Source organism: Enterococcus avium, assembly GCF_002891025.1.
In the GTDB taxonomy this organism is placed as follows: Bacteria; Bacillota; Bacilli; order Lactobacillales; family Enterococcaceae; genus Enterococcus_A; species Enterococcus_A avium.
Genome location: NZ_NBSL01000002.1, coordinates 1,561,167 through 1,581,461, shown reverse-complemented (window position 1 = coordinate 1,581,461; position 20,295 = coordinate 1,561,167). Strand labels below are relative to the sequence as shown.

Genomic DNA, 20,295 nt, shown 5'->3' with positions numbered 1-20,295 from the left:
ATGAAGTGCGAGGAAGGGATTAGATATTATGCCGAAAAAAGATCTAGCTAAAGAGGATATTAAACGAATTGTAGAAGAAGAAAATGTCCGTTTTTTACGTTTGATGTTCACAGACATCATGGGGACAATCAAAAACGTTGAAGTACCAGTTAGTCAAATGGAAAAAGTCCTAGATAACAAAATGATGTTCGACGGTTCATCTATTGAAGGATTTGTCCGTATTGAAGAAAGTGATATGTATCTGTACCCAGATTTATCTACATGGATGATTTTCCCATGGGAAAGTGATCACGGAAAAGTCGGTCGTTTAATTTGTGATATTTACAGTCCAGATGGCACTCCGTTCCCAGGCGATCCGCGTGGAAACTTAAAGCGCGTCCTAAAAGGAATGGAAGAATTTGGCTTCACATCATTTAATTTGGGACCTGAACCAGAATTCTTCTTATTCAAAATGGATGAAAATGGTGATCCTACATTGGACTTGAATGACAAGGGTGGTTACTTCGATTTTGCGCCAACTGACTTAGGAGAAAATTGCCGTCGCGATATCGTGTTAGAGCTTGAAAGCTTGGGATTTGAAGTAGAAGCTTCTCACCATGAAGTAGCTCCGGGACAACACGAGATTGATTTCAAATACGCGGATGCTATTGAAGCTTGTGACAATATTCAAACATTCAAATTAGTGGTTAAAACAATTGCTCGTAAGCATGGTCTGCATGCGACATTTATGCCAAAACCTCTGTATGGTATTAACGGTTCTGGTATGCACTGCAATATGTCACTATTCAATGACGAAGGCAATGTCTTCTATGACGAAGATGGCCCAATGAAGTTAAGTAAAACAGCGTACCAATTTTTAGCAGGTCTTTTAAAACACGCGCGTGCATACACGGCAGTATGTAATCCAATTGTTAACTCTTATAAACGTTTAGTTCCTGGCTTTGAAGCCCCTGTTTATGTGGCTTGGAGCGGACGTAATCGTTCTCCTTTAATTCGTATTCCTGAGTCTCGCGGCTTATCTACACGTTTGGAATTACGTTCAGTTGACCCAGCTGCTAATCCATATTTAACAATGGCGGTTCTGTTAGAAGCTGGATTAGATGGTATTCGCAATGACTTGACTCCACCAGCAGCAGTTGATCGCAATATCTATGTGATGACTGAAGAAGAACGTAAAGAAGCAGAAATTTACGATTTACCTTCAACGATCCACAATGCGATCAAAGCACTACGTGAGGATCAAATTATGATTGATGCCTTAGGAAGTCATATCTATACGAATTTCAATGAAGCAAAACGTATGGAATGGGCAGCTTTCCGTCAAACTGTTTCAGAATGGGAACGCGATCAATACTTAGAGCTTTATTAATCCTAACTCGCAAAACTCTTGAGGAACTCCTCAAGAGTTTTTTCTTTTATATCCGAAAAAAGAATCTTATAATGAGCGCCAGATATTCTTGTGTGGGTTTGATAAAGGTTAAATCAACAAAGCAGATCCTCGTGCAGTAACGTATAATAAGTAGCAGCCAGTATTTATGTAGAAAGGAAGGTATCTATGATAAAAGGGAATAAAACAATACTGAAGGCGGCGACTTTAGCAGATCGCCATCGTGTATACGAATGGTGTTTTCAATCAGAAACGACCAAATCCCATAGCGGACCGCCGGATTATCCTGAAAAAAAGATTGCGACTTTTCAAGAGTTTTACGAAGACTATTATGAGGAATATTATTTTAATGGAACCCGACCAGAGAAGGGCCAGGGATTTATCATCATGAATGATCAAGAAGCTGTGGGTTTCATTAGTTATTCGGCTTTTCATTTAAAACCGCATTCTGCAGAGCTGGATATCTGGATGAAAGATGAAGCAAATTGTGGAAAAGGCTTTGGAAATGATGCAATTCTAGCCTTAAGTAATTATTTAAATCAACAGTTAGCAATTGACCTTCTAATTCTCGCACCCTCCAATAAAAATATTCGAGCAATTAAATCCTATGAAAAATCAGGTTTCAAGCGTACAAATAAAATGATGTCTGATTTTCTTTCGAAGGACTATCAATCACTTTATGGCACTGGCGATTGTGGTGTTTCAGGAACAGCGATATTGATAAAGTGCTTTGCAAAGTAAAAAACTCCCGAACAAACGGAAGTCCTTTACGAAAAAGCTAATTTAAAATGGCCAATCCAAAGGAAAGATAGGTTGCATAAGCGATCCAAATCAGATAAGGAATAAAGCAAATTGCAGCTCCTTTAGATATGCCGCGAAACTCACGAATACTGAAAATAATCGTTATCAGAAGAAAAAGACTGATGAATGATGCAATCCAGAAGTGTGATCCGCCGAAGAAAATAATGCTCCAAATAAAATTAAGCACCAGCTGAATACCAAAAAGAAAATACGCGAGCGTTTTACTTTTTGGTTCTTTACTGTCAATCACAAGAAATAACGCTAGACCAATCAACGCGTAAAGTAAAGTCCAAATGATTCCGACGATATTTCCTGGCGGTGCTAAAAATGGCTTGTTTAGCTGGGCGTAGATAGCAGGAATATCACCAGCAAAAAATCCTGATATAGAACCTATTAATTCTACACCAATGATACAAGCGAGCAGTTTAAAAAATCGATTTAACATGGTTTACCTCCTTTATTACTTGAAGTTTGTTGTACTCAAGTGTACTCTCTACTTATTCAGTATAACGAGGATTATCCTTAAAAGAAAAAAAGATGCTTAAGAAAAACAATCTAACTTAGTAAAAGCATGTTATAATAATTCGGAAGATTTTCTAAAGCCAAGAGATTGGCAACTTGCAAAATTTGTAAGTTTTGTCTTCTTTTAGTAAAATGTAATTGTTGATAATTCCAAGGAGAGGTGTGAGAAAATGGGATACACAGATGAAACAGTCCGTTTTGATTTTGATGACAATCGTAAAAAAGAGATTAGCGAAACATTAACGATTGTCTACAATGCTTTAGCTGAAAAAGGCTATAATCCAATCAACCAAATCGTCGGCTATTTATTATCAGGAGATCCTGCGTATATTCCTCGTTATCAAGATGCACGAAACTTGATTCGTCGTCACGAGCGCGATGAAGTGATGGAAGTTTTAGTGAAATATTACTTGAAGGATCATGGTATAGATATTCGATGAGAGTAATGGGATTAGATGTCGGCTCAAAAACTGTCGGAATTGCGGTCAGCGATCCATTTGGCTGGACGGCTCAAGGAGTCGAGATCATCCGAATTGATGAAGAAAAAGGGAAGTTTGGCTTTGAACGCTTAGGTGAATTGGTCAAAGAATACCAAGTTACTAAGTTTGTGGTGGGGCTTCCTAAAAACATGAATAATTCGATTGGTCCTAGAGCAGAAGCTTCGATGGTTTACGCCGAAAAAATCAAGGAACTTTTTGATTTACCAGTAGAATTCCAGGATGAACGACTAACGACAGTGCAAGCTGAACGAATGTTGGTGGAACAAGCGGATGTCTCGCGATCAAAAAGAAAAAAAGTAATCGACAAACTTGCTGCGGTCATGATTCTACAAAATTATCTTGATCGAACGAGTAACAAACTTTAGAAAAGAGGAATAGATATGGCACATGAACACACACATGACCATGATCACGAGCACGATCATGACCACGAACATGAAGTAATTACTTTAGTGGATGATGAAGGAAATGAAACACTCTACGAAATTCTTTTGACAATTGATGGTCAAGAAGAATTTAATCGCAATTATGTATTGCTTTATCCAGCGGGCGCGCCTGAAGATGAAGATGTTGAATTGCAAGCCTATGCATATGTTGAAAACGAAGACGGTAGCGAAGGCGAACTACAACAAATTGAAACAGACGCTGAATGGGATATGATTGAAGAAGTCTTCAATACATTCATGGCAGAAGAAGAATAGAGAAATAAGCGGAATCCAGTTAAAAAGGATTCCGCTTTTATAATACAGAATTTATTTATTTTGTACTATCTCCATCACAAAGATGAGGAGGCTGATAGTAAAAAATGTCAGTAGGATAAAGTGAATGAATGTGAATAAATTTAATTGCTCCCTAGCTAAATAAGCACAAAATGAAGCGATGAAATATAAAAACCCTAAAGTAACCGCACTCTTTAGAATGTTTTTCAGAGATTTCTTCATTCATCCCTCCTTGTATATTAGAGTTAGGGTTTTAACCTTCCGGTTTTGATTGGATAACCCTATGAACCATCGTTATTTTAATTTGGTATTAACTCATTTCTTTTGAGATAATATATTTATTGGATTGAGAGGCTAAGCCGTTCCCCCCTTGGGTCATTGAACCCGCACTCGAGAGACTGGCTCCTCTCTCTGATAAGTGGATTGCGTATGAGTTAGATGTTGAAAGTCCTTACTTTACTCCGTATCTCGTACAAGGTAGTGACGCTTTTCAGTTGAGTGGATTTCAATCCAAAATTCTTTTTTTGAAAGGTCAGATATACATGTACTTTTTAGGCATTGATATCGGTAAACGCACTCACGTTGCTTCTATCATGAACGAGGAAGGAAAGGTATTACTAAAAGGTTTTTCATTTCCTAACACCACTGAAGGAGCAGAGTCATTAATTGAGCGAATGGTCGACTATTCCGGAGCACCCAGTGACTTTGTTATAGGGATGGAAGCCACGGGGCACTATTGGCTGTCCATCTTTTCATACCTTCACGAATCAGATTATTTGATTCACGTTGTGAATCCCCTTCAAACAGACGGATGGCGTAAAGGTACAGAAATACGGAAACGAAAAAACGATATTATTGATTCTGTTTTGATTGCTGACTTAATGCGCTATGGCTCATTTGTCGAAACGGTCTTATCCGATGAAAATGTTTTTTCTTTGAAACAACTTTCTCGTTACCGAACTTATTTAGTAGGTACAGCGAGCGACTTCAAAAGAAAAATTATAGCCGTATTGGATCAAGTCTTTCCAGAATACGCGACGATTTTTACCAAGCAGGGCGTTTTCGGAAAAGCTTCTAAAGAGTTATTGCTGGCGTTTAGTGCCCCGATCGACTTAGAAAACATTTCCTCAGAAACTTTGGCCCAATACTTAGCTGAGTTAAGCAGGAACCGAATCAAGGCAGAAAAAGCGGACCAATTGAAGCAAGCAGCTTCTAACTCCTTTGGAGTAAAATTTGCTCAAGAAGCGTTCACCTTCCAACTACGTTCAATGATTGAACAATTAAAATTCATTGAAAGCCAAATAAAGGAAACGGAAAGAGAAATCAAGCACATAATGGACACTTTAAATTCTGTTATTCTCACAATTCCTGGAATTGGTCCTATAAACGGTGCGACTATTCTTGGTGAGATCGGAGATATTCAAAAATTTTCTAACCCGAAAAAACTCGTTGCTTACGCTGGGATAGACGCTTCCGTGACACAATCAGGGCAATATGAGGCAACGCATAATGTTATGAGTAAACGAGGGTCTCCATATTTGCGAAAAGCCTTGTTTTCGGCGGCTTTAGTAGCTTCTCAATGTGATCCTGTTTTTAGTGCGTTTTACCAGAAAAAAGTTTCCGAAGGAAAACATCATCTAACTGCCTTAGGTGCGGTTTCTCGTAAGCTTTGTTACGTGATTCATGCTATTTTGACTAAAAACGAGCCTTATATAATTGTTTCTGATTAGCTATTGAACATTCAAAAAAACTAATGGTAAGAAGCTTATTTGTTGTACCCTTTTTTCGGAATTATCTGTTATAAAATATTTTTTGATTTGGCTAATTTTTACTTGACTCTATATAGTTAGTCTCTCTTTTAAAAGATTATGAACTTAGAACTTGAGTGTCAATTATATAATTGTTTATTCTTGCTTAAATGATAAATCAAAAGGCTCTGTCTGGTTGATTTATTTAGAAGATTTAGTTGGCAAAAAGATAGTTTTATACTCGGATTCTATTATTATTTTTATGGAATATAAGCAAAAAGACTATATAAGCTAATCATTTGTCACCCATCAAAGGAAAGCGTAACATTAATGTTGTAAGCGTTATCACTTTGGAGGTAGGAAATCAGATGGAGAAAATTTATCAAGCCAGTACAGCAGAAGGTGCAATCGATTTTATAAATATGTTTGATTTAGAAGAAGCTGCAAAAGAAGTCATACCAAAAGGCGGATATGGTTATATAAGCAGCGGTGCCGGAGATATTTTTTCGTATCAGGAAAATGAAAAGGCTTTTAATCATAAGCTGATTATCCCTCATGTATTAAGAGATGTTGAACTGCCGGATACAAGGACGAAGTTTGATGGCGAGGATTTAACAGCGCCTATTATTATGGCTCCAATCGCCGCACATGGATTGGCGAATGTGGCAGGCGAACGAGCTTCAGCCAAAGGTGTTGCCCGTTTTGGTACCATTTATACGGCTAGTTCCTATGCCTCTTGTACTTTGGAAGAAATCCGTGAAGCTGGCGGAGAAGATGCACCACAATGGTTCCAATTTTATATGAGTAAAGATAATGGAATCAATCAAGATATTTTATCTATGGCAAAGCACAATGGAGCAAAAGCAATTGTGTTGACTGCCGATGCAACTGTTGGCGGCAATCGTGAAACGGATCGGCGCAATGGCTTCACTTTTCCTTTAGCAATGCCGATTGTCCAAGCGTATCAATCAGGAATTGGACAGACAATGGATGCAGTTTATGGCTCATCAAAACAAAAATTAAGCCCTCAAGATGTCGAATTTATTGCCAGCTATTCTGATCTTCCGGTCTATGTTAAAGGAGTTCAGTCTGAAGAAGATGTTGAAAGAGCACTTGGTTCGGGAGCATCAGGAATTTGGGTCTCCAACCATGGTGGACGTCAATTAGACGGTGGGCCAGCATCTTTTGATTCATTACAATATGTTGCCGAAGCAGTGGCGGGAAGAGCACCAATCGTTTTTGATAGTGGTGTACGCCGCGGTCAGCATGTCTTTAAGGCACTTGCCTCGGGAGCTGATTTAGTTGCAATTGGTCGACCGGTGATTTATGGGCTGGCGTTAGGCGGTTCTACTGGTGTACAGCAAGTCTTTGATTTCTTCAAAAAGGAATTGGAAATGGTAATGCAATTAGCCGGTACTCAAACAGTAGAGGATATTAAAAAAAATGTTTTAAGAGAAAATCGTTATTTATAGAAGAAGTCGTTTACATCTATAACTTGCATTTTAGATGTAAAATTTTCTCTGTGACTAAATGATAAATAGCCAGTCGGAAGTTCAAACTCAGTGACTTCAATAAATTGCACAGACTTTTCCAAACAGTCGAAATAGGATAGTTTAGAAATCCTTTTGAAGAATACACAATAAAAGCATAATTGAATGTTCTTATTTCTATCAAACTTGGTAGAATAAGAACATTTTTTTATCGAAAGGGATACCATTATCCTATCTATTTTTGAAAGATCAAGTTAATTTCAAATAGAGTACATTCTAAAAATAATAAATAGAATCAGTTATTTAAAGTTTGTTCTACTACACAATGTTGAGTAGCTTATTCTGTGTTAATAGCTGTTTTTCATAGGCGCTTTACTATATGTTTTGGTTTTTTGTATGTTATAAATGAGGCATCGTTTAATTAACTTATTAAAAAAGAAGTGGAGATGACAACAGTGAGAAAATGGTTGATGGGATTAATGGTGATTACAACGGGATTCGTTCTAACTGCATGTGGGAGCACACAATCAAGTGAGGATGATAGCTGGAAAAAAGTTAAGGATAAAAATGAACTGATAGTTGCTACGTCTGGGACACTTTTCCCGTCTTCTTATTATAATGACGAAAACGAGTTGAGCGGCTATGATGTAGATGTAGCAAAGGCTGTTGCAAAGAAATTAGATTTAAAGATCAAGTTTAAGGAATACAATGTTGACGGTCAGGTTACCGCTGTTAATCGCGGAGAAGCTGATTTTGCAGCGAATGATTTTGGTATGTCAAAGGATCGGGCTGAGAAATTTTCATTATCTTCTCCCATTAAATATTCCTTCGACAGTATGATAGTTCGAAAAAATGATGATTCTGGAATTCATTCCTTAAAGGATTTAAAAGGTAAAAAAGCCGCTGGTGAACCCAATACGAGTTATATGAAAATTGCCGATAAATACGGGGCAAAAGCAGTGACCTACGATAACGCTACAAATGATCAATACTTGACTGACGTAGCTAATGGACGAACGGACGTAATTTTGAATGACTATTACTTGCAAAAGATGTCTCTGGCAGCTTTACCAGATATTCCAGTAAAAATTCTAGAAGATGTTTATTTTAATGCGAATTCTACTGGCTTCCTCTTCGATAAGAAAAATCAGGCGTTAAAAACGAAAGTGAATACTGCACTTAAAGAGTTGAAGAAGGATGGAACGCTAAAGAAAATAGCTGAACAGTATTTCGGTACGGATGTTTCAACAAAACCTAAGCAAGAAGTAACTGAAAAGGTCTCGGCGGATTAATGTATATACCAACTATTGATTTAAGCCTAATGTTAGAATCGATTCCTTTTTTATTAAGTGGATTGGGCTATACTATTGGAATCAGTTTGGCGGCATTTTTCTTTGGTAATTTGTTAGGCATACTTATGACCATTTTAGGATTTGTTCCTTTTCGAATAGTAAAACTATTTGTTCGTTTCTATTTATCATTTTTAAGAGGGACGCCAGCATTGGTTTTACTGTTTTTACTTTATTTCGGACTTCCATATCAGTTGAATGCGGTAGTAGCGGCGATTATTTGTTTTAGTTTTACCAGCAGCGCTTTTATTGGTGAAATCTATCGCGGGTCGATTGCCGGAGTAAATGCTGGTCAATGGGATGCAGCTTATGCACTAGGAAATCGTTTCTTTCCCACGATGCGTTATATCATTTTGCCACAAGCCTTCCGGATTTCAATTCCAGCTTTGAGTAACGTAGCGATGGACTTGTTAAAAGGTACTTCATTAGCGGCAATGATTACAGTACCTGATATTTTTCAAAAGGCAAAAATCATTGGTGGACGTACTTTTGATTATTTGTCGATGTATCTTCTAGTAGCATTAATTTACTGGCTGCTTTGTATGGGGATCGGCCATATTCAGCATCAGCTAGAGAATTATTTTCAGCTTTAATCAAGCGGGGCCTTAAACGGCTCCGCTTTTTTATCGAGCTTTATAGATAACATTGATAAACAACTTAAGAAATTGGATAATAGAGGATGTAAATAAATGATGTGAAGAGGATCATAGAATGAAAAAGAAAATTATTTTAATTGAAGATGATGAAAATCTTCGTCGAGGAATCTCCTTTTACCTAGAGCAAGAAGGATACGAAGTTATAGTAATTAATCGTGTTCAAGGTTCAATCGAAAAGATAAGAAAGAATTCACCAGACTTAATTATTTTAGATGTCACTTTACCTGACGGAAATGGCTTTGAACTATGTCAGGAAATTCGGAAATTTTCAGCTGTTCCAATTTTCTTTCTGACGGCACATGATTTAGAGTCGGATATTCTCACAGGACTCTCGATCGGCGGAGATGATTACCTAACGAAGCCATTTTCGTTAGCAATTTTAAAGGCGAAAGTTGCGTTGGTTTTTAAAAAGAAAGAGGATCAGTCAAGGAAGATTGAGTTACCCCCTTTTACACTTAATTTGGATACCCATCGTTTGTTCAAAAGCGATCAAGAAATCCCCATGAGTTCAACAGAATTCCGCCTGATTAATTATTTGATGAAAAATGCTGGGATTGTTTTAGAAAAAGAAGCGTTGCTAGAAACATTGTGGGATGATCAAGGGAAATTTGTTGACGAGAATGCGCTATCGGTTAATATTCGTAGGATTCGTGTAAAGCTTGAAGAGGATCCAAAAAAACCAAAATATATTGAAACGGTTCGAGGGGTTGGATACCTCTGGAAGCGAAGGGAGTGATTAAGAGTGCTCTATAGCATAACAGTTTCATTTTTTATATGCGTATTATTGATTTTTTTCTTCCAAATGCGAAAGCAGCATGAAAAGGAATTATCTACTATTGAAGAAGTTTTAGATAGTGTTATAAAGGGAGATTTTCCGAAAAACGCTGATTCTTACCAAGAAGGGCAAGAAAGCAAGTTGATTTTCAAAACATTACGAATCGCAGAAGCAAATCAAATTTATCAAGAGACAGCTGCACGCGAAAAGCAACGTGTTCAAGAATTAATGGTTGATGCCGCTCATCAAATGCGGACACCCATCACGAGCATGCTGATGTTCACAGAACTATTGCAAAATAAACAATTACCATTAAGTGAGTCGCAAGAATTCTTAAGACGCTTGTCTTTTGACTCTCAACGTCTAAATTGGTTGGTAGAAGAATTTTTACACATGTCAAAATTCGAAACGGAATCGATGGAGTTAACAAAGGTGCGCCAAAATCTTAGTGAGACAATCCAACAAGCAATTCTTCAAAGCAGTGGAGCTGAGGATGAGCAGAAACGTTTTGTAGTAAAAGACGCAGATGTTGAAATTACTCATGATATAAAATGGACTCGTGAAGCAATTGGGAATGTGTTAGAAAACGCCATAAAGTACGCCTATAAAGACTCACAAATAGAGATATCGGTCGATCGTCTAATTTCTTATACAAGAATTTCAATCAAAAATTGTGGAAAAACCATTTCTAAAGAGGAATTACCTCAGCTTTTTGCAAAATACTATCGTGGGTCTCAGTATCGAAATACGATCGAAGGGTTTGGGATCGGTCTTTACTTAACAAAATTGATATGTGAGGCACAAGGAGGCTATGTTTTGGCGGATTCTCAAGCAGAACAGACGACGATTTCTCTATTCTTACAGAACTGACAGATTTGTTTGCAGTGACTGACATTTTACTGTAAGGGTCCCTTGCTATAGTTAAAGTATCAAGAAGGGAGGCTGTTGGTATGAACGTAGTTAAAACGAATCATCTAACAAAAACTTATGGTGAAGGGGAAAATCAGGTTCACGCAGTCGATAATGTAAACTTAACGATTGAAGACAATGAATTTGTAACGATTGTTGGAACTTCTGGATCTGGAAAAAGTACATTATTAAATCTTTTGGGAGGTTTAGATCGACCCACGTCTGGAGAAATTGAAATTTCTGGAAAGCAATTGGGGCATTTGAGTGAAGAGGAATTAACGATTTTTAGACGTAGAAATGTCGGCTTTGTTTTTCAACAATATAATTTAGTGCCGATTCTAAGTGTTTATGAAAATATCGTACTGCCAATTCAATTAGATGGTAATACAGTAGATGAGCCCTTTGTCGATGAGGTAATCAGTACATTAGGTTTAAAAGGCCGTGAGAGTCGCTTACCGTCGATGCTTTCAGGGGGACAGCAGCAGCGAGTTGCGATTGCTCGTGCATTGGCAGCCAAACCAGCAATTATTTTGGCAGATGAACCAACAGGTAACTTAGATAGCAAAAGTAGTCAAGATGTTCTTGGTTTATTGAAGCAGTCAGCAAAGAAATTCAATCAAACCGTTATTATGATCACTCATAATGATCAAATCGCTCAATTGGCAGATCGAGTAATCCGCATCGAGGATGGCAAACTTTTTGATGTGCAGATAACAGGCGGTGACTGGTCATGAAAGAACAGCGACAAGCAATTCATAACTTATGGCTAAATAGTTTCAAAAGCAATCGAAGACGGAATTTTTTGTTGTATTAGCCCTAGCGCTGACAACGTTATTAATTTCATCAGTTATTGGTTTAGGGATGAGTTTCATTGAAGCGAGTAACAAACAAACGGTTCAACGAGTAGGAACGACAGCTGATGCAAATCTTAATGATTTAACGAAACAGCAGATTGATATTTTAAAAGAAGACGCTTCGATTGAAACAGTTGGTACACAGCAAACAATTGGCGCTGTTGATAGTCAGCGATTAAAGAACACAAAGATACAAATGGCATTACACTGGTATGATAAAGCGGAATGGAATGGACTAAGAAAAGAAGCAATCAACGATTTCACTGGTAAATTTCCTGAGAAGGAAAATGAAATTATGGCACCGTTGGCGGCGTTGAAGGAATTAGGAATTTCAAAACCAGAAGTAGGCCAGAAAATTTATTTGCCATGTTTGATTGATGGAAAAAACGTTCAGAAAGAATTTGTTTTATCAGGTTATTACAAAGAATACGTGATTGCTCGAGTCGTTGATTTTAGCTATGTATTAGTATCTGATCAATTTGCAGAAAAATACGGCTCATCGACCAGCAGTAAAACGTATTCGATCAAGTATAAGGATAGCAATAACCTAGGACAGCAAAATAAGAAGCTTGCGAAAAAATTGAAGCTTAGTGAGACGCAAGAAATAAAGACGACACTGAAAGAGTCTAAACAAAGTGTAACTACATTGATTTTAGGAATAGGGATGTTTTTAGCAATCATTTTAATCTCGGGTGGCTTGTTAATCTATAATGTTTTGTATATTTCAATTGCCAATGACATTCGTTTCTATGGCCTATTAAAAGCTTTGGGGATAACAAAAAGACAATTGCGTAAAATCATTTTTTATCAATCTGTTCTCTTGTCAGTTATTGGTATTCCGATTGGATTAATCGGTGGGTTCAGTATTTCTCATGTACTGATTCCCTTTGTTATGAAGGCTACAAATTTTTCTGAAGCTGTAGTGGTATCGACCCAACCAATAATTTATTTTGGAGCGGGTTTGTTCGCTCTGATGATCATGCTGTTAAGTTCGATTAAACCAGCCAATTATGCTGCTAAGGTTTCACCTATCTTAGCACTCAATTTTACGGAGTCCAAGGTTAAAAAAGGGGATATTCGTTCAAAAAATGGCGGAAAGCTTTATCTAATGGCTTGGAGAAATATTTTTCGGGATAAAAAACGCGCTCTGATTGTCATTATCTCTATGACCTTGGGAATCACCTCTTTTGTGGCGGTAAATACCATCGTCAAAAGTATGGATTTTGAAAAGTTTGTTTTGAGTGAGATGAACTATGACATTATGATTAGTCCAAGCCCTACGAATACCGATAACAAAGAATCTGATTCAAAAAGAACAGAGAAGGAACAGGTGAGTCAGCAATTAGTTCAATTAATAAATAAAAATGAAGATGTAACTTCAGCAGATATTTATTATTCAGAACCGGTTTTAGTGAATTATGACGAACAAAAATTCGCTCCATATATTCGTTCTTATAATAGCTATTTTAAGTATGCAAAAATTGAACAAAAAAAGATTCAGACAGATGGTTTTAGCGGAGATTTAATCAGCATTGATACCGATGAGTTGGCTAAACTATTGGTAAAAAACAAAGAAAAATCATTTGATCAACCGGCTTTTGAAAACGGAAACATTGCTTACATTCAATCCGATCATCCAGAAGATTTTTCACATATTCCAGAAATACAATTTTCTACAAGTGATAAACAAACACATCAGGTTAAAATTGCTGGTTTTGTACCTAACAATTATTTGGAGTTTCAGACCGGCGGTGCTCCAGCAATGTTTGTCTCAAAACAATACTTGGATAAAATTGCTCCTCATGCTAGTTTATGGAGTGCTAACATTAATATAAATAAAAAAACAGCTGATTTGACCTCTGATCAATTTCAACGTTTTATTGATGAACAATCCGTTTATAGAATAATGACAAAAACAGAAATGAGAAATCGAGCAGTTGAGGAAATTAGTACAATGAGGATGATGGGCAATACGTTGGCTATAGTTTTGGCCTTGATTGGTTTGTTGAATTTCGTCAATATTATTACTACTAGTATTTTGGCAAGAAAACAAGAACTTGCAACTTTAGAAAGTATTGGTATGACTCGTAAGCAAACGAATAAGGTTTTAATGTTTGAAGGGAGTTATTATGCATTGATTGTTGGAGGTCTCGTGCTGACTTTCGGCCTAGGCATTACCTATGCTTTGTATTCGATTGTTAAACGATCAGCTACATACGCTAGCTTTGATTTGCCAATAGTAGAAATCAGTGTCTCGTTATTACTAATGCTCATGATTTGTTTACTGACCCCATACTTAGTGATGAGGTCTTCGGGAAAGCGAAGTTTGGCCGAAAGAATCAAAGAATAATTCTAAAAACTCAAGTATATGGAACATCTTGAATCTTCAAAAGTGTACTATTTTGTAAGTGTTCTATCTGAATATCCGATCAGAAGATGTGCACATATTAAAAAATTATGGCTCTTCGTCAAATCGTGTTGGTGAAGACAAATTTGAATAAAACTTAGTCCGATATGCGGCGCGTTCTGTGCGCCGCATATTTTTAGTTTTCAAAGATCAGACCTTGTTGTAAATAGATCCGTGCCCGAAAGTTATAAAAGTTGCGATAACCAAACGCAATTCGTTTAATCAGCTTGATCTTGTTATTCAGCCCCTCAGTGACGCCGTTTGAGTGGGACACCTTAAAGGCATTTGAAATACCCGATTGGTAGCGATGGAAGATCGTAAATTTCTTTTTAAACGACTGAGGTAACGTAGATGAAATTGTTTTAAGGGTTTCTTGAAAGCCTTCCGTATCTCGTTTAACGAAATAATAGCGTAATAATTGACAAAAATGATACGCTGTTCGCAATTCTTCGTTGTAGCTTAACAGTTCATCGACGATTTCTGTTTGACTAATCGGTCGTTTAAACAGTCGGTGATAATGTCTTTTGAGTGGCTCCAATGTCGTGGAATCTTTGAGTAAGAGTTTCCAATATCGCTTGAGCCGACGGTACTTCTTCTGATTTTCAGAGTGTGAGGTTCGAAAACGATTCATGATCTGGACACGCAATTGATTGAAGCTGCGATTGATATGTTGGACAATATGAAAGCGGTCAGTTACGATCTCCGCATTTGGAAAGACCGTTTTAAGCAGCTGACAATAGCTGGCATTCATGTCCATCACTAGGTACTTGACCTTTAAACGAGCTTTTCTAGGAAAGCGCAGGAAGTATTGAGTTAGTTTGTAAAGTCTACGATCTTCAAGGATCGTAAATAGCTGATTGGTTGTTCCATCAACACAAATAAAACTCATGGAACCAGAAACAGACTTCATTGATTTGAACTCATCCATGCATAACACCGTCGGAAGGAAGTTCATACGTGGCTGGTAATGCTTCGTTGCTTCACGCAAGATCCGTGTCACCGTCCCATCCGAGACGAAGTACTTCTTAGCGATTAGTTTACGTGATTGATTTTCGTACAGTTCCATGAGAATCGCCTGCTTCAGTTCCTTTGTTAGTTGATGATGTTCATCAACTAAGTCCGTTTTCGCAGAAAAGGTCCTTCCACAATCATGACAGAGAAAACGGGTACGTTTTAATTCTAAAATAGTTAACTTTTCTTTGACTTTCAACATCTGAGTGCGTGTCGTATAGGAACCGTTGCGGATAATACGAACCGATCGACAGTGTTCACAACAGGAAGGAGAGTCATCCAATTTTCCTTTAATAAACTGCGCTTGAACGCCTTTATATTCTTTTTCAATCAGCCATTCTTCATCAAAAAATAAATGTTTATCTGTTAATCCGAGTAATTTTCTAGTATGATTATCCATTGAGAGACTCCTTTGGTAGGGTGACGTTTTGGTCGACTAAATTTTACCAAAAGTGAGTCTCTTTTTGAGTTGAAACGAAGAAAAAAGTGTTAGTAGAAAATCGCCTTCGATTTTCCACCAACACAAAATATTATAGAACCAAAATTATAACTTAAAAACGAGATGAAGAAAGGAGCTGTGACAAAAGACTTGTCATAGCTTCTTTTTCCGAATAAACGGTGTTCCAGAAGTAGCTTCTTCGGAAATAAGCCGAAATTTCACAAAAATTTGAGAAACAATTTTCGGAAATTCCTTCTTATTTCTTGAAGCTGACCACTTCTGTCACAACCTCTTCCTACGATTAGTCAAGAGAAACGAAGAAGAGCCTCTATTTATTTTTACCCACATCAAATAGCCCTCACTTTGCTTTTTTTTAAAGGAGGGAAAATCGTGGTATAATTACCCTATATTAATGGTCCGTTGAGACCGTGTACGAGTAATCGTACTTTGTCCCATTCCTAATCATGGCATGGAGACACTTTAGCAGCTTGTTCATACAAGCTACGATGGCAACCTTTTCTTTTTTCGGGAGGGGTTGCTTTTTTAATTTGTAATAGTAATCGACAATGTGATTTGGAGCAGCGTGTTGTGCTTTTATCATATTCTTGACAATAAAAAAGAGAATTTTTCGACCCTTTGGATTTCCACGTTTATTGATGTGGTCTTGTGCTAAATAGTTTCCAGATTGATAGCGCCTTATGTCAATACCAATATAAGCGTTGGCCTTTCTGGGATCAGAAAACCGTCGAAGGTCTCCTAGCTCACCAATGAACTGGGCAGCACTGAGTTCACCAATGCCAGGAAAACTAGCGATCACTGAAAATTCTTCCAACTGTTTGGCTGTTTCAATCATTTGGTTCGCTAAGCGTTCTTTCTGATTTAAAAGAGCTTGGAGCTGCTCCGCATAATAGCGTGTTTTTGCGACGGGTATCGCCGTTTCAGAAACAGCTGGATAGGAATCTTTGGCATAAGCAATCAGTTCATCTGCTTTGTTTCTTGCACGATTCTCTGAGATTTTCTTTGCGGTAGAGGCCATTAGACGATTTTTAATGATTGTCCTAGATTGTTTCAGTACGAATGATGGATGAGGGTATTGAGCGATCATCGTCAACCCATATGGCGTAAGCCTGTTAGACAAGACTTGTTCCAGTTCAGGAAAGGTTAGTTGGATGGCGTTGTGCAAATGCATGCGCATACGTCCGATTTCATCCATGATTTCTTGATAGAATCTTGAAAGGTCTCTAAGTTCTTTATAGAGAGGTTCAGCTGAAACAGACTTCGTCCTTGAATTATTCCAATGAGTTTGTGCTAATCGATGCGCATCCCGTTTATCGGTCTTCCATTTTCTCAAAGATTCCTTTTCCATCTGTTGTTTGGCTTGAAGTGGATTTAAAACATAATAAATCAACTGATTCTTTTGACAAAAAGTTTCTACTGGTCGAGAGTAAATACCTGTCGATTCAAAGACAATTTCCGGCACTTCAGGTAAATTCTTAATAAGAGCATGTAATTCTTGAAAACCGCTTTTGGTATGCGTGATTTCACCTTCATAAAGACACGTCATTTCTTGATACATCACATAAAAACTTTTTCCTTTTGAAACATCTAGTGCGACAATCGTTGCCATACAAATCCTTCTTTCTGTTTTAGAAAGTTCTTCACTACTCATTCCGATTCCAATTTCCTATACACGGGCTCGAAGCCCCAACATACTTAAACCTGATTCAAGAATGTAAGTGAAGAAGCTCGTTTTTAAATGCGGGCTTATACGCCGCCCATGAGGTTATGTCCGAGCTTTCTCTCACTTCTCACTATAATCCAAAAAGAAAAGATAGAGGGACGAATCAGCCGTCACTGATTCGTCCCTCTAATCTTAGTATGTTTTTTGTGAAGGATAATCGTCTGTGGCTGGTCTTCTAGAAGAATATTTGTGATAATAAAATAAAAAAAAGAAGAGGTGTTTGCGGTGAAAGATGGATTGTACTGGGCAGAAAAATTACGTAAGAAAGAAGTCAGCTTTCAGGAGCTATTAACGAATTTTGAGGAGAAAGCACGTAAACAAAATTCGATGCTTAATGCTTTTGTTACTATGATGGGCAATGAAGCGCGAGAAGAGCATCAAAAAGATACTGACTTGTTAAAACGTCCATTCGCCGGTTTGCCAATCCCGCTGAAAATGTTAGGTCAAGAGAAAAAAGGTTGGTTGAGTACATCGGGATCTAAGCTACTGAGAGACCATCGTTCAAGTCGCAACAGTCATTTCACCAATAAACTAATAGAAAATGGATTGGTGCCATTTGCTCAGACTAATACGCCAGAGTTTGGCTTTAAAAACATCACCGACGCCGAGCTTTATGGTCCGGCTAGGAATCCATGGAATCTTGATTATTACTCTGGTGGATCAAGTGGTGGAGCCGCCAGTGCTGTTGCTTCCGGTATTGTTCCAATAGCAGGAGCTAGTGATGGAGGCGGCTCAATTCGTATTCCCGCTTCTTTTTGCGGTCTGATTGGCTTGAAACCGACTCGCGGAACGATGCCTGTAGGGCCAAGCGGTTGGCGCGGTTGGCAAGGAGCAGCGATTGATTTTGCATTAACAGTTTCGATGCGGGACACGGAAAAACTTTTTTATGGAATGCGTGGAATTGATAGTGCAGCACCGTATCAAGCTCCTGAAAAAGCATGGAGACATGAACAGGCTTCCCAAAAAAAGAAACTAAAAATTGCGGTGATTATTGATTCTCCAATTCATTCAAATGTATCTCCTGAGGCCGCCAGCGCAGTTGAAAAAGCACATAATTTTTTATTAAAACAAGGTCATCAGATCGAGATGATTTCCTATCCTATAGACGGAAAAGAACTAATAGCGAGTTATTATATGATGAACGGTGCCGAAACAGCCGCCATGTTTACTGGAATCGAGCAAGGGTTAAGACGTCCGGTTGAAAGAAATGACATGGAGTTGATGACATGGGGAATTTATCAATATGGTAAAAAAATTCCTGCTAGTCACTTTATTCATGCTCTGAATGTATGGGATCGAGCAGCTTTTATAATGGAGCAATTATTTACTGAATATGATTTGTTATTAACCCCTACAGTTGCGACGACAGCTCCGAAAATAAATGACGATTTACAAAGTTCTGAGATCCGGGATGCTTTGGAAACATCAGCAAATTTAACCGAAAATGAGCTCCATCATTTGATTAATCAAATGTTTGAGAAAAGCCTTGAAATCACACCCTATACCCAATTGGCAAATCTAACGGGACAACCCGCGATCAGTCTTCCGACTTATTTAACTGAAAAGAATTTGCCTTTAGGAGTTCAATTTATGGCAGCACGAGGCCGAGAAGACTTGTTGTTACAAATCGGTAAATTGTTCGAAACAGAATATGGCTTCTGTTTACCAGAGTATTATTTAGAAAAATAAATAGAACTATTTGTTCAGACCGATAAAATTAGCTATCAATTTTGTCGGTTCTTTTGTTACACTAATAGAGTGAAAACGTTTCATAATCGGAGGGGATACTAGAATGATTTTGTTAAAGGCTCAGAAAGTAATTACTGGTGATGGAAAGACCATTATTGAAGATGGCGGTATCGTTTATGCTGCGGACACAATTTTAGCCGTCGGAAAAGCAGAGGTGTTATCGGCGGATTTTCCGCAAGCAGAGGTTCGTGATTATGGCAGTGGTACAATTCTCCCTGGATTGATGGATGCTCATATCCACCTTGGCTATTATTGGACGCAACCTGATCTGCATCGGTACAATGATTTTATGATCGCTTACTATGCGCAAAAACAAGCCGAGACTTGTCTAGCCAAAGGTGTAACGACGATCCGTGATTGTTGTGGGCCACAATTTCTGTTAGAAACATTGCGACTAGCAGCTGAAAAAGGATTTGTGAAAGCACCGCGCATCCTACACACAGATCGAGGAATTTGTATCACCGGTGGACACGGACATGAGGATGGTATTGAAGAGGTTGACGGTGCAGAAAATATTCGCCACACAATTCGTCGTCAAAAGAAAGATGGAGCAGATTGGATTAAGCTATTGACAACAAATCGCGATGATATTTGCGAGTTTACTCAAGAAGAATTGAATGCAGGTGTCGAGGAATCACATCGACTTGGAATGAAATGTGTGGTTCATTCAGGGACACAGCCAGGAATTCAAATGTGTATTGATGCTGGATTCGATACCATTGAGCACGGAAACTTTTTAACTGTTGAACAGGCTAAACAAATGGTGAAAAATCGACAATCCTGGACACCTACAATGTATGCCTATCATTTTTTGGCAGAATATAACCAAAAGGTTCAAGAAGTCGGGATCGATCATTCGAATCAGTCAACTGAAACCTATTCACATCACTTAGATTTCTTTGAAAGCTCGGTTCAAGCGTATTCGGAAAACTTCAAAGCAATTTATGATGAAGGAGTAACGATTCTTGCCGGAACTGATATGGTGATGTTAGAAGCGCCAAGCGTTCCAATCGTGGAAGAGTTGGAATTAATGGTAAGATATGGATTAACACCAATCGAAGCAATTCAAACAGCTACACAAAATCCTGCGCGGGTATTTGATTTATCCGAGGTTACAGGTGAATTGAAAACAGGGTTACAGGCAGATATACTTGTTGTAGATGGAGATGCAACTACAGATATTGAGGCATTACGAAATGTTCGACAGGTATTTTTAGCTGGAGCAGAAGTTTAAGAAA

18 protein-coding genes are annotated in these 20,295 nt (G+C 38.0%); 15 read left to right on the top strand and 3 right to left on the bottom strand.

The window, feature by feature from the left end; all coding sequences use genetic code 11:
• Positions 1 to 28: 28 nt before the first annotated feature.
• Together glnA and AUF14_RS08060 are read left to right on the top strand one after the other, a co-directional pair.
• Complete coding sequence (glnA, locus tag AUF14_RS08065; protein ID WP_016181982.1) at positions 29 to 1,369, top strand: type I glutamate--ammonia ligase; 1,341 nt, start codon at positions 29 to 31, stop codon at positions 1,367 to 1,369.
• Positions 1,370 to 1,555: 186 nt separating this feature from the next.
• Positions 1,556 to 2,128, top strand: coding sequence for a GNAT family N-acetyltransferase (locus AUF14_RS08060; protein WP_049220634.1), 573 nt, complete (start codon positions 1,556 to 1,558; stop codon positions 2,126 to 2,128).
• 37 nt (positions 2,129 to 2,165) lie between these two features.
• Here the strand turns inward: AUF14_RS08060 and AUF14_RS08055 are convergent, their stop codons facing one another.
• Positions 2,166 to 2,633 carry a TspO/MBR family protein gene (locus tag AUF14_RS08055; RefSeq protein WP_049220635.1) on the bottom strand — a complete coding sequence of 156 codons (468 nt, stop codon included), beginning with the start codon at positions 2,631 to 2,633 and terminating at the stop codon, positions 2,166 to 2,168.
• 247 nt (positions 2,634 to 2,880) lie between these two features.
• On the opposite strand from AUF14_RS08055, the gene AUF14_RS08050 reads away from it, so the two are divergent.
• The 11 genes from AUF14_RS08050 (at position 2,881) to AUF14_RS07995 (ending at position 14,060) form a co-directional block, all read left to right on the top strand.
• Positions 2,881 to 3,150 carry an IreB family regulatory phosphoprotein gene (locus AUF14_RS08050; RefSeq protein WP_010739601.1) on the top strand — a complete coding sequence of 90 codons (270 nt, stop codon included), beginning with the start codon at positions 2,881 to 2,883 and terminating at the stop codon, positions 3,148 to 3,150.
• Positions 3,147 to 3,575 (top strand): Holliday junction resolvase RuvX, encoded by a 429-nt coding sequence (ruvX, locus tag AUF14_RS08045; RefSeq protein WP_016181985.1) that lies wholly within the window; start codon positions 3,147 to 3,149, stop codon positions 3,573 to 3,575. Before AUF14_RS08050 ends, ruvX begins: the two co-directional genes overlap by 4 nt.
• Positions 3,576 to 3,590: 15 nt before the next feature.
• Entirely contained in the window at positions 3,591 to 3,911 is a 321-nt protein-coding gene (locus AUF14_RS08040) for a DUF1292 domain-containing protein (RefSeq protein WP_016181986.1), read from the top strand.
• 560 nt (positions 3,912 to 4,471) lie between these two features.
• Positions 4,472 to 5,659 (top strand): IS110 family RNA-guided transposase, encoded by a 1,188-nt coding sequence (locus AUF14_RS08030; protein WP_002297293.1) that lies wholly within the window; start codon positions 4,472 to 4,474, stop codon positions 5,657 to 5,659.
• A 386-nt stretch (positions 5,660 to 6,045) separates the two neighbouring features.
• A complete protein-coding gene (locus tag AUF14_RS08025) occupies positions 6,046 to 7,149 on the top strand; it encodes an alpha-hydroxy-acid oxidizing protein (protein ID WP_049220637.1) in 1,104 nt (367 codons plus the stop codon).
• 473 nt (positions 7,150 to 7,622) lie between these two features.
• On the top strand, positions 7,623 to 8,459 hold the full coding sequence (locus tag AUF14_RS08020; protein WP_049219935.1) for a transporter substrate-binding domain-containing protein: 837 nt from the start codon (positions 7,623 to 7,625) through the stop codon (positions 8,457 to 8,459).
• The gene (locus AUF14_RS08015) at positions 8,459 to 9,109 is read left to right on the top strand and encodes an amino acid ABC transporter permease (protein ID WP_049219936.1); all 651 of its coding nucleotides are present in this window, start codon (positions 8,459 to 8,461) and stop codon (positions 9,107 to 9,109) included. The genes AUF14_RS08020 and AUF14_RS08015 overlap by 1 nt, the downstream gene beginning before the upstream one ends.
• 118 nt (positions 9,110 to 9,227) lie before the next feature.
• Positions 9,228 to 9,908 carry a response regulator transcription factor gene (locus tag AUF14_RS08010; protein ID WP_049219937.1) on the top strand — a complete coding sequence of 227 codons (681 nt, stop codon included), beginning with the start codon at positions 9,228 to 9,230 and terminating at the stop codon, positions 9,906 to 9,908.
• 66 nt (positions 9,909 to 9,974) lie between these two features.
• Positions 9,975 to 10,817, top strand: a complete 843-nt coding sequence (locus AUF14_RS08005; RefSeq protein ID WP_227656334.1) for a sensor histidine kinase — start codon at positions 9,975 to 9,977, stop codon at positions 10,815 to 10,817.
• An 80-nt stretch (positions 10,818 to 10,897) separates the two neighbouring features.
• On the top strand, positions 10,898 to 11,590 hold the full coding sequence (locus AUF14_RS08000; protein ID WP_049220390.1) for an ABC transporter ATP-binding protein: 693 nt from the start codon (positions 10,898 to 10,900) through the stop codon (positions 11,588 to 11,590).
• 127 nt (positions 11,591 to 11,717) lie between these two features.
• Positions 11,718 to 14,060, top strand: a complete 2,343-nt coding sequence (locus tag AUF14_RS07995; protein ID WP_227656333.1) for an ABC transporter permease — start codon at positions 11,718 to 11,720, stop codon at positions 14,058 to 14,060.
• Positions 14,061 to 14,253: 193 nt separating this feature from the next.
• Here AUF14_RS07995 and AUF14_RS07990 read toward each other — a convergent pair whose 3' ends face one another.
• The gene (locus AUF14_RS07990) at positions 14,254 to 15,528 is read right to left on the bottom strand and encodes an ISL3-like element IS1476 family transposase (protein WP_016252543.1); all 1,275 of its coding nucleotides are present in this window, start codon (positions 15,526 to 15,528) and stop codon (positions 14,254 to 14,256) included.
• Positions 15,529 to 15,976: 448 nt separating this feature from the next.
• Positions 15,977 to 17,194: an IS110 family RNA-guided transposase gene (locus AUF14_RS07985; RefSeq protein WP_102865985.1), complete on the bottom strand. Its 1,218-nt coding sequence runs from the start codon at positions 17,192 to 17,194 to the stop codon at positions 15,977 to 15,979.
• A gap of 339 nt (positions 17,195 to 17,533) precedes the next feature.
• Here AUF14_RS07985 and AUF14_RS07980 point away from each other — a divergent pair, with 339 nt between their 5' ends.
• Positions 17,534 to 18,997, top strand: a complete 1,464-nt coding sequence (locus tag AUF14_RS07980; protein ID WP_049219276.1) for an amidase — start codon at positions 17,534 to 17,536, stop codon at positions 18,995 to 18,997.
• A gap of 103 nt (positions 18,998 to 19,100) precedes the next feature.
• Positions 19,101 to 20,291 (top strand): amidohydrolase family protein, encoded by a 1,191-nt coding sequence (locus AUF14_RS07975; protein ID WP_049219278.1) that lies wholly within the window; start codon positions 19,101 to 19,103, stop codon positions 20,289 to 20,291.
• Positions 20,292 to 20,295 lie beyond the last annotated feature (4 nt).

Coding starts and splice junctions, on each gene's coding strand:
- AUF14_RS08000 (WP_049220390.1), top strand. CDS start 10,898: ATGAACGTAGTTAAAACGAATCATCTAACAAAAACTTATGGTGAAGGG.
- AUF14_RS08060 (WP_049220634.1), top strand. CDS start 1,556: ATGATAAAAGGGAATAAAACAATACTGAAGGCGGCGACTTTAGCAGAT.
- AUF14_RS08055 (WP_049220635.1), bottom strand. CDS start 2,633: ATGTTAAATCGATTTTTTAAACTGCTCGCTTGTATCATTGGTGTAGAA.
- AUF14_RS08040 (WP_016181986.1), top strand. CDS start 3,591: ATGGCACATGAACACACACATGACCATGATCACGAGCACGATCATGAC.
- ruvX (WP_016181985.1), top strand. CDS start 3,147: ATGAGAGTAATGGGATTAGATGTCGGCTCAAAAACTGTCGGAATTGCG.
- AUF14_RS08005 (WP_227656334.1), top strand. CDS start 9,975: ATGCGAAAGCAGCATGAAAAGGAATTATCTACTATTGAAGAAGTTTTA.
- AUF14_RS07985 (WP_102865985.1), bottom strand. CDS start 17,194: ATGGCAACGATTGTCGCACTAGATGTTTCAAAAGGAAAAAGTTTTTAT.
- AUF14_RS07995 (WP_227656333.1), top strand. CDS start 11,718: ATGAGTTTCATTGAAGCGAGTAACAAACAAACGGTTCAACGAGTAGGA.
- AUF14_RS07975 (WP_049219278.1), top strand. CDS start 19,101: ATGATTTTGTTAAAGGCTCAGAAAGTAATTACTGGTGATGGAAAGACC.
- AUF14_RS08010 (WP_049219937.1), top strand. CDS start 9,228: ATGAAAAAGAAAATTATTTTAATTGAAGATGATGAAAATCTTCGTCGA.
- AUF14_RS07990 (WP_016252543.1), bottom strand. CDS start 15,528: ATGGATAATCATACTAGAAAATTACTCGGATTAACAGATAAACATTTA.
- AUF14_RS08015 (WP_049219936.1), top strand. CDS start 8,459: ATGTATATACCAACTATTGATTTAAGCCTAATGTTAGAATCGATTCCT.
- AUF14_RS08030 (WP_002297293.1), top strand. CDS start 4,472: ATGTACTTTTTAGGCATTGATATCGGTAAACGCACTCACGTTGCTTCT.
- glnA (WP_016181982.1), top strand. CDS start 29: ATGCCGAAAAAAGATCTAGCTAAAGAGGATATTAAACGAATTGTAGAA.
- AUF14_RS08050 (WP_010739601.1), top strand. CDS start 2,881: ATGGGATACACAGATGAAACAGTCCGTTTTGATTTTGATGACAATCGT.
- AUF14_RS08025 (WP_049220637.1), top strand. CDS start 6,046: ATGGAGAAAATTTATCAAGCCAGTACAGCAGAAGGTGCAATCGATTTT.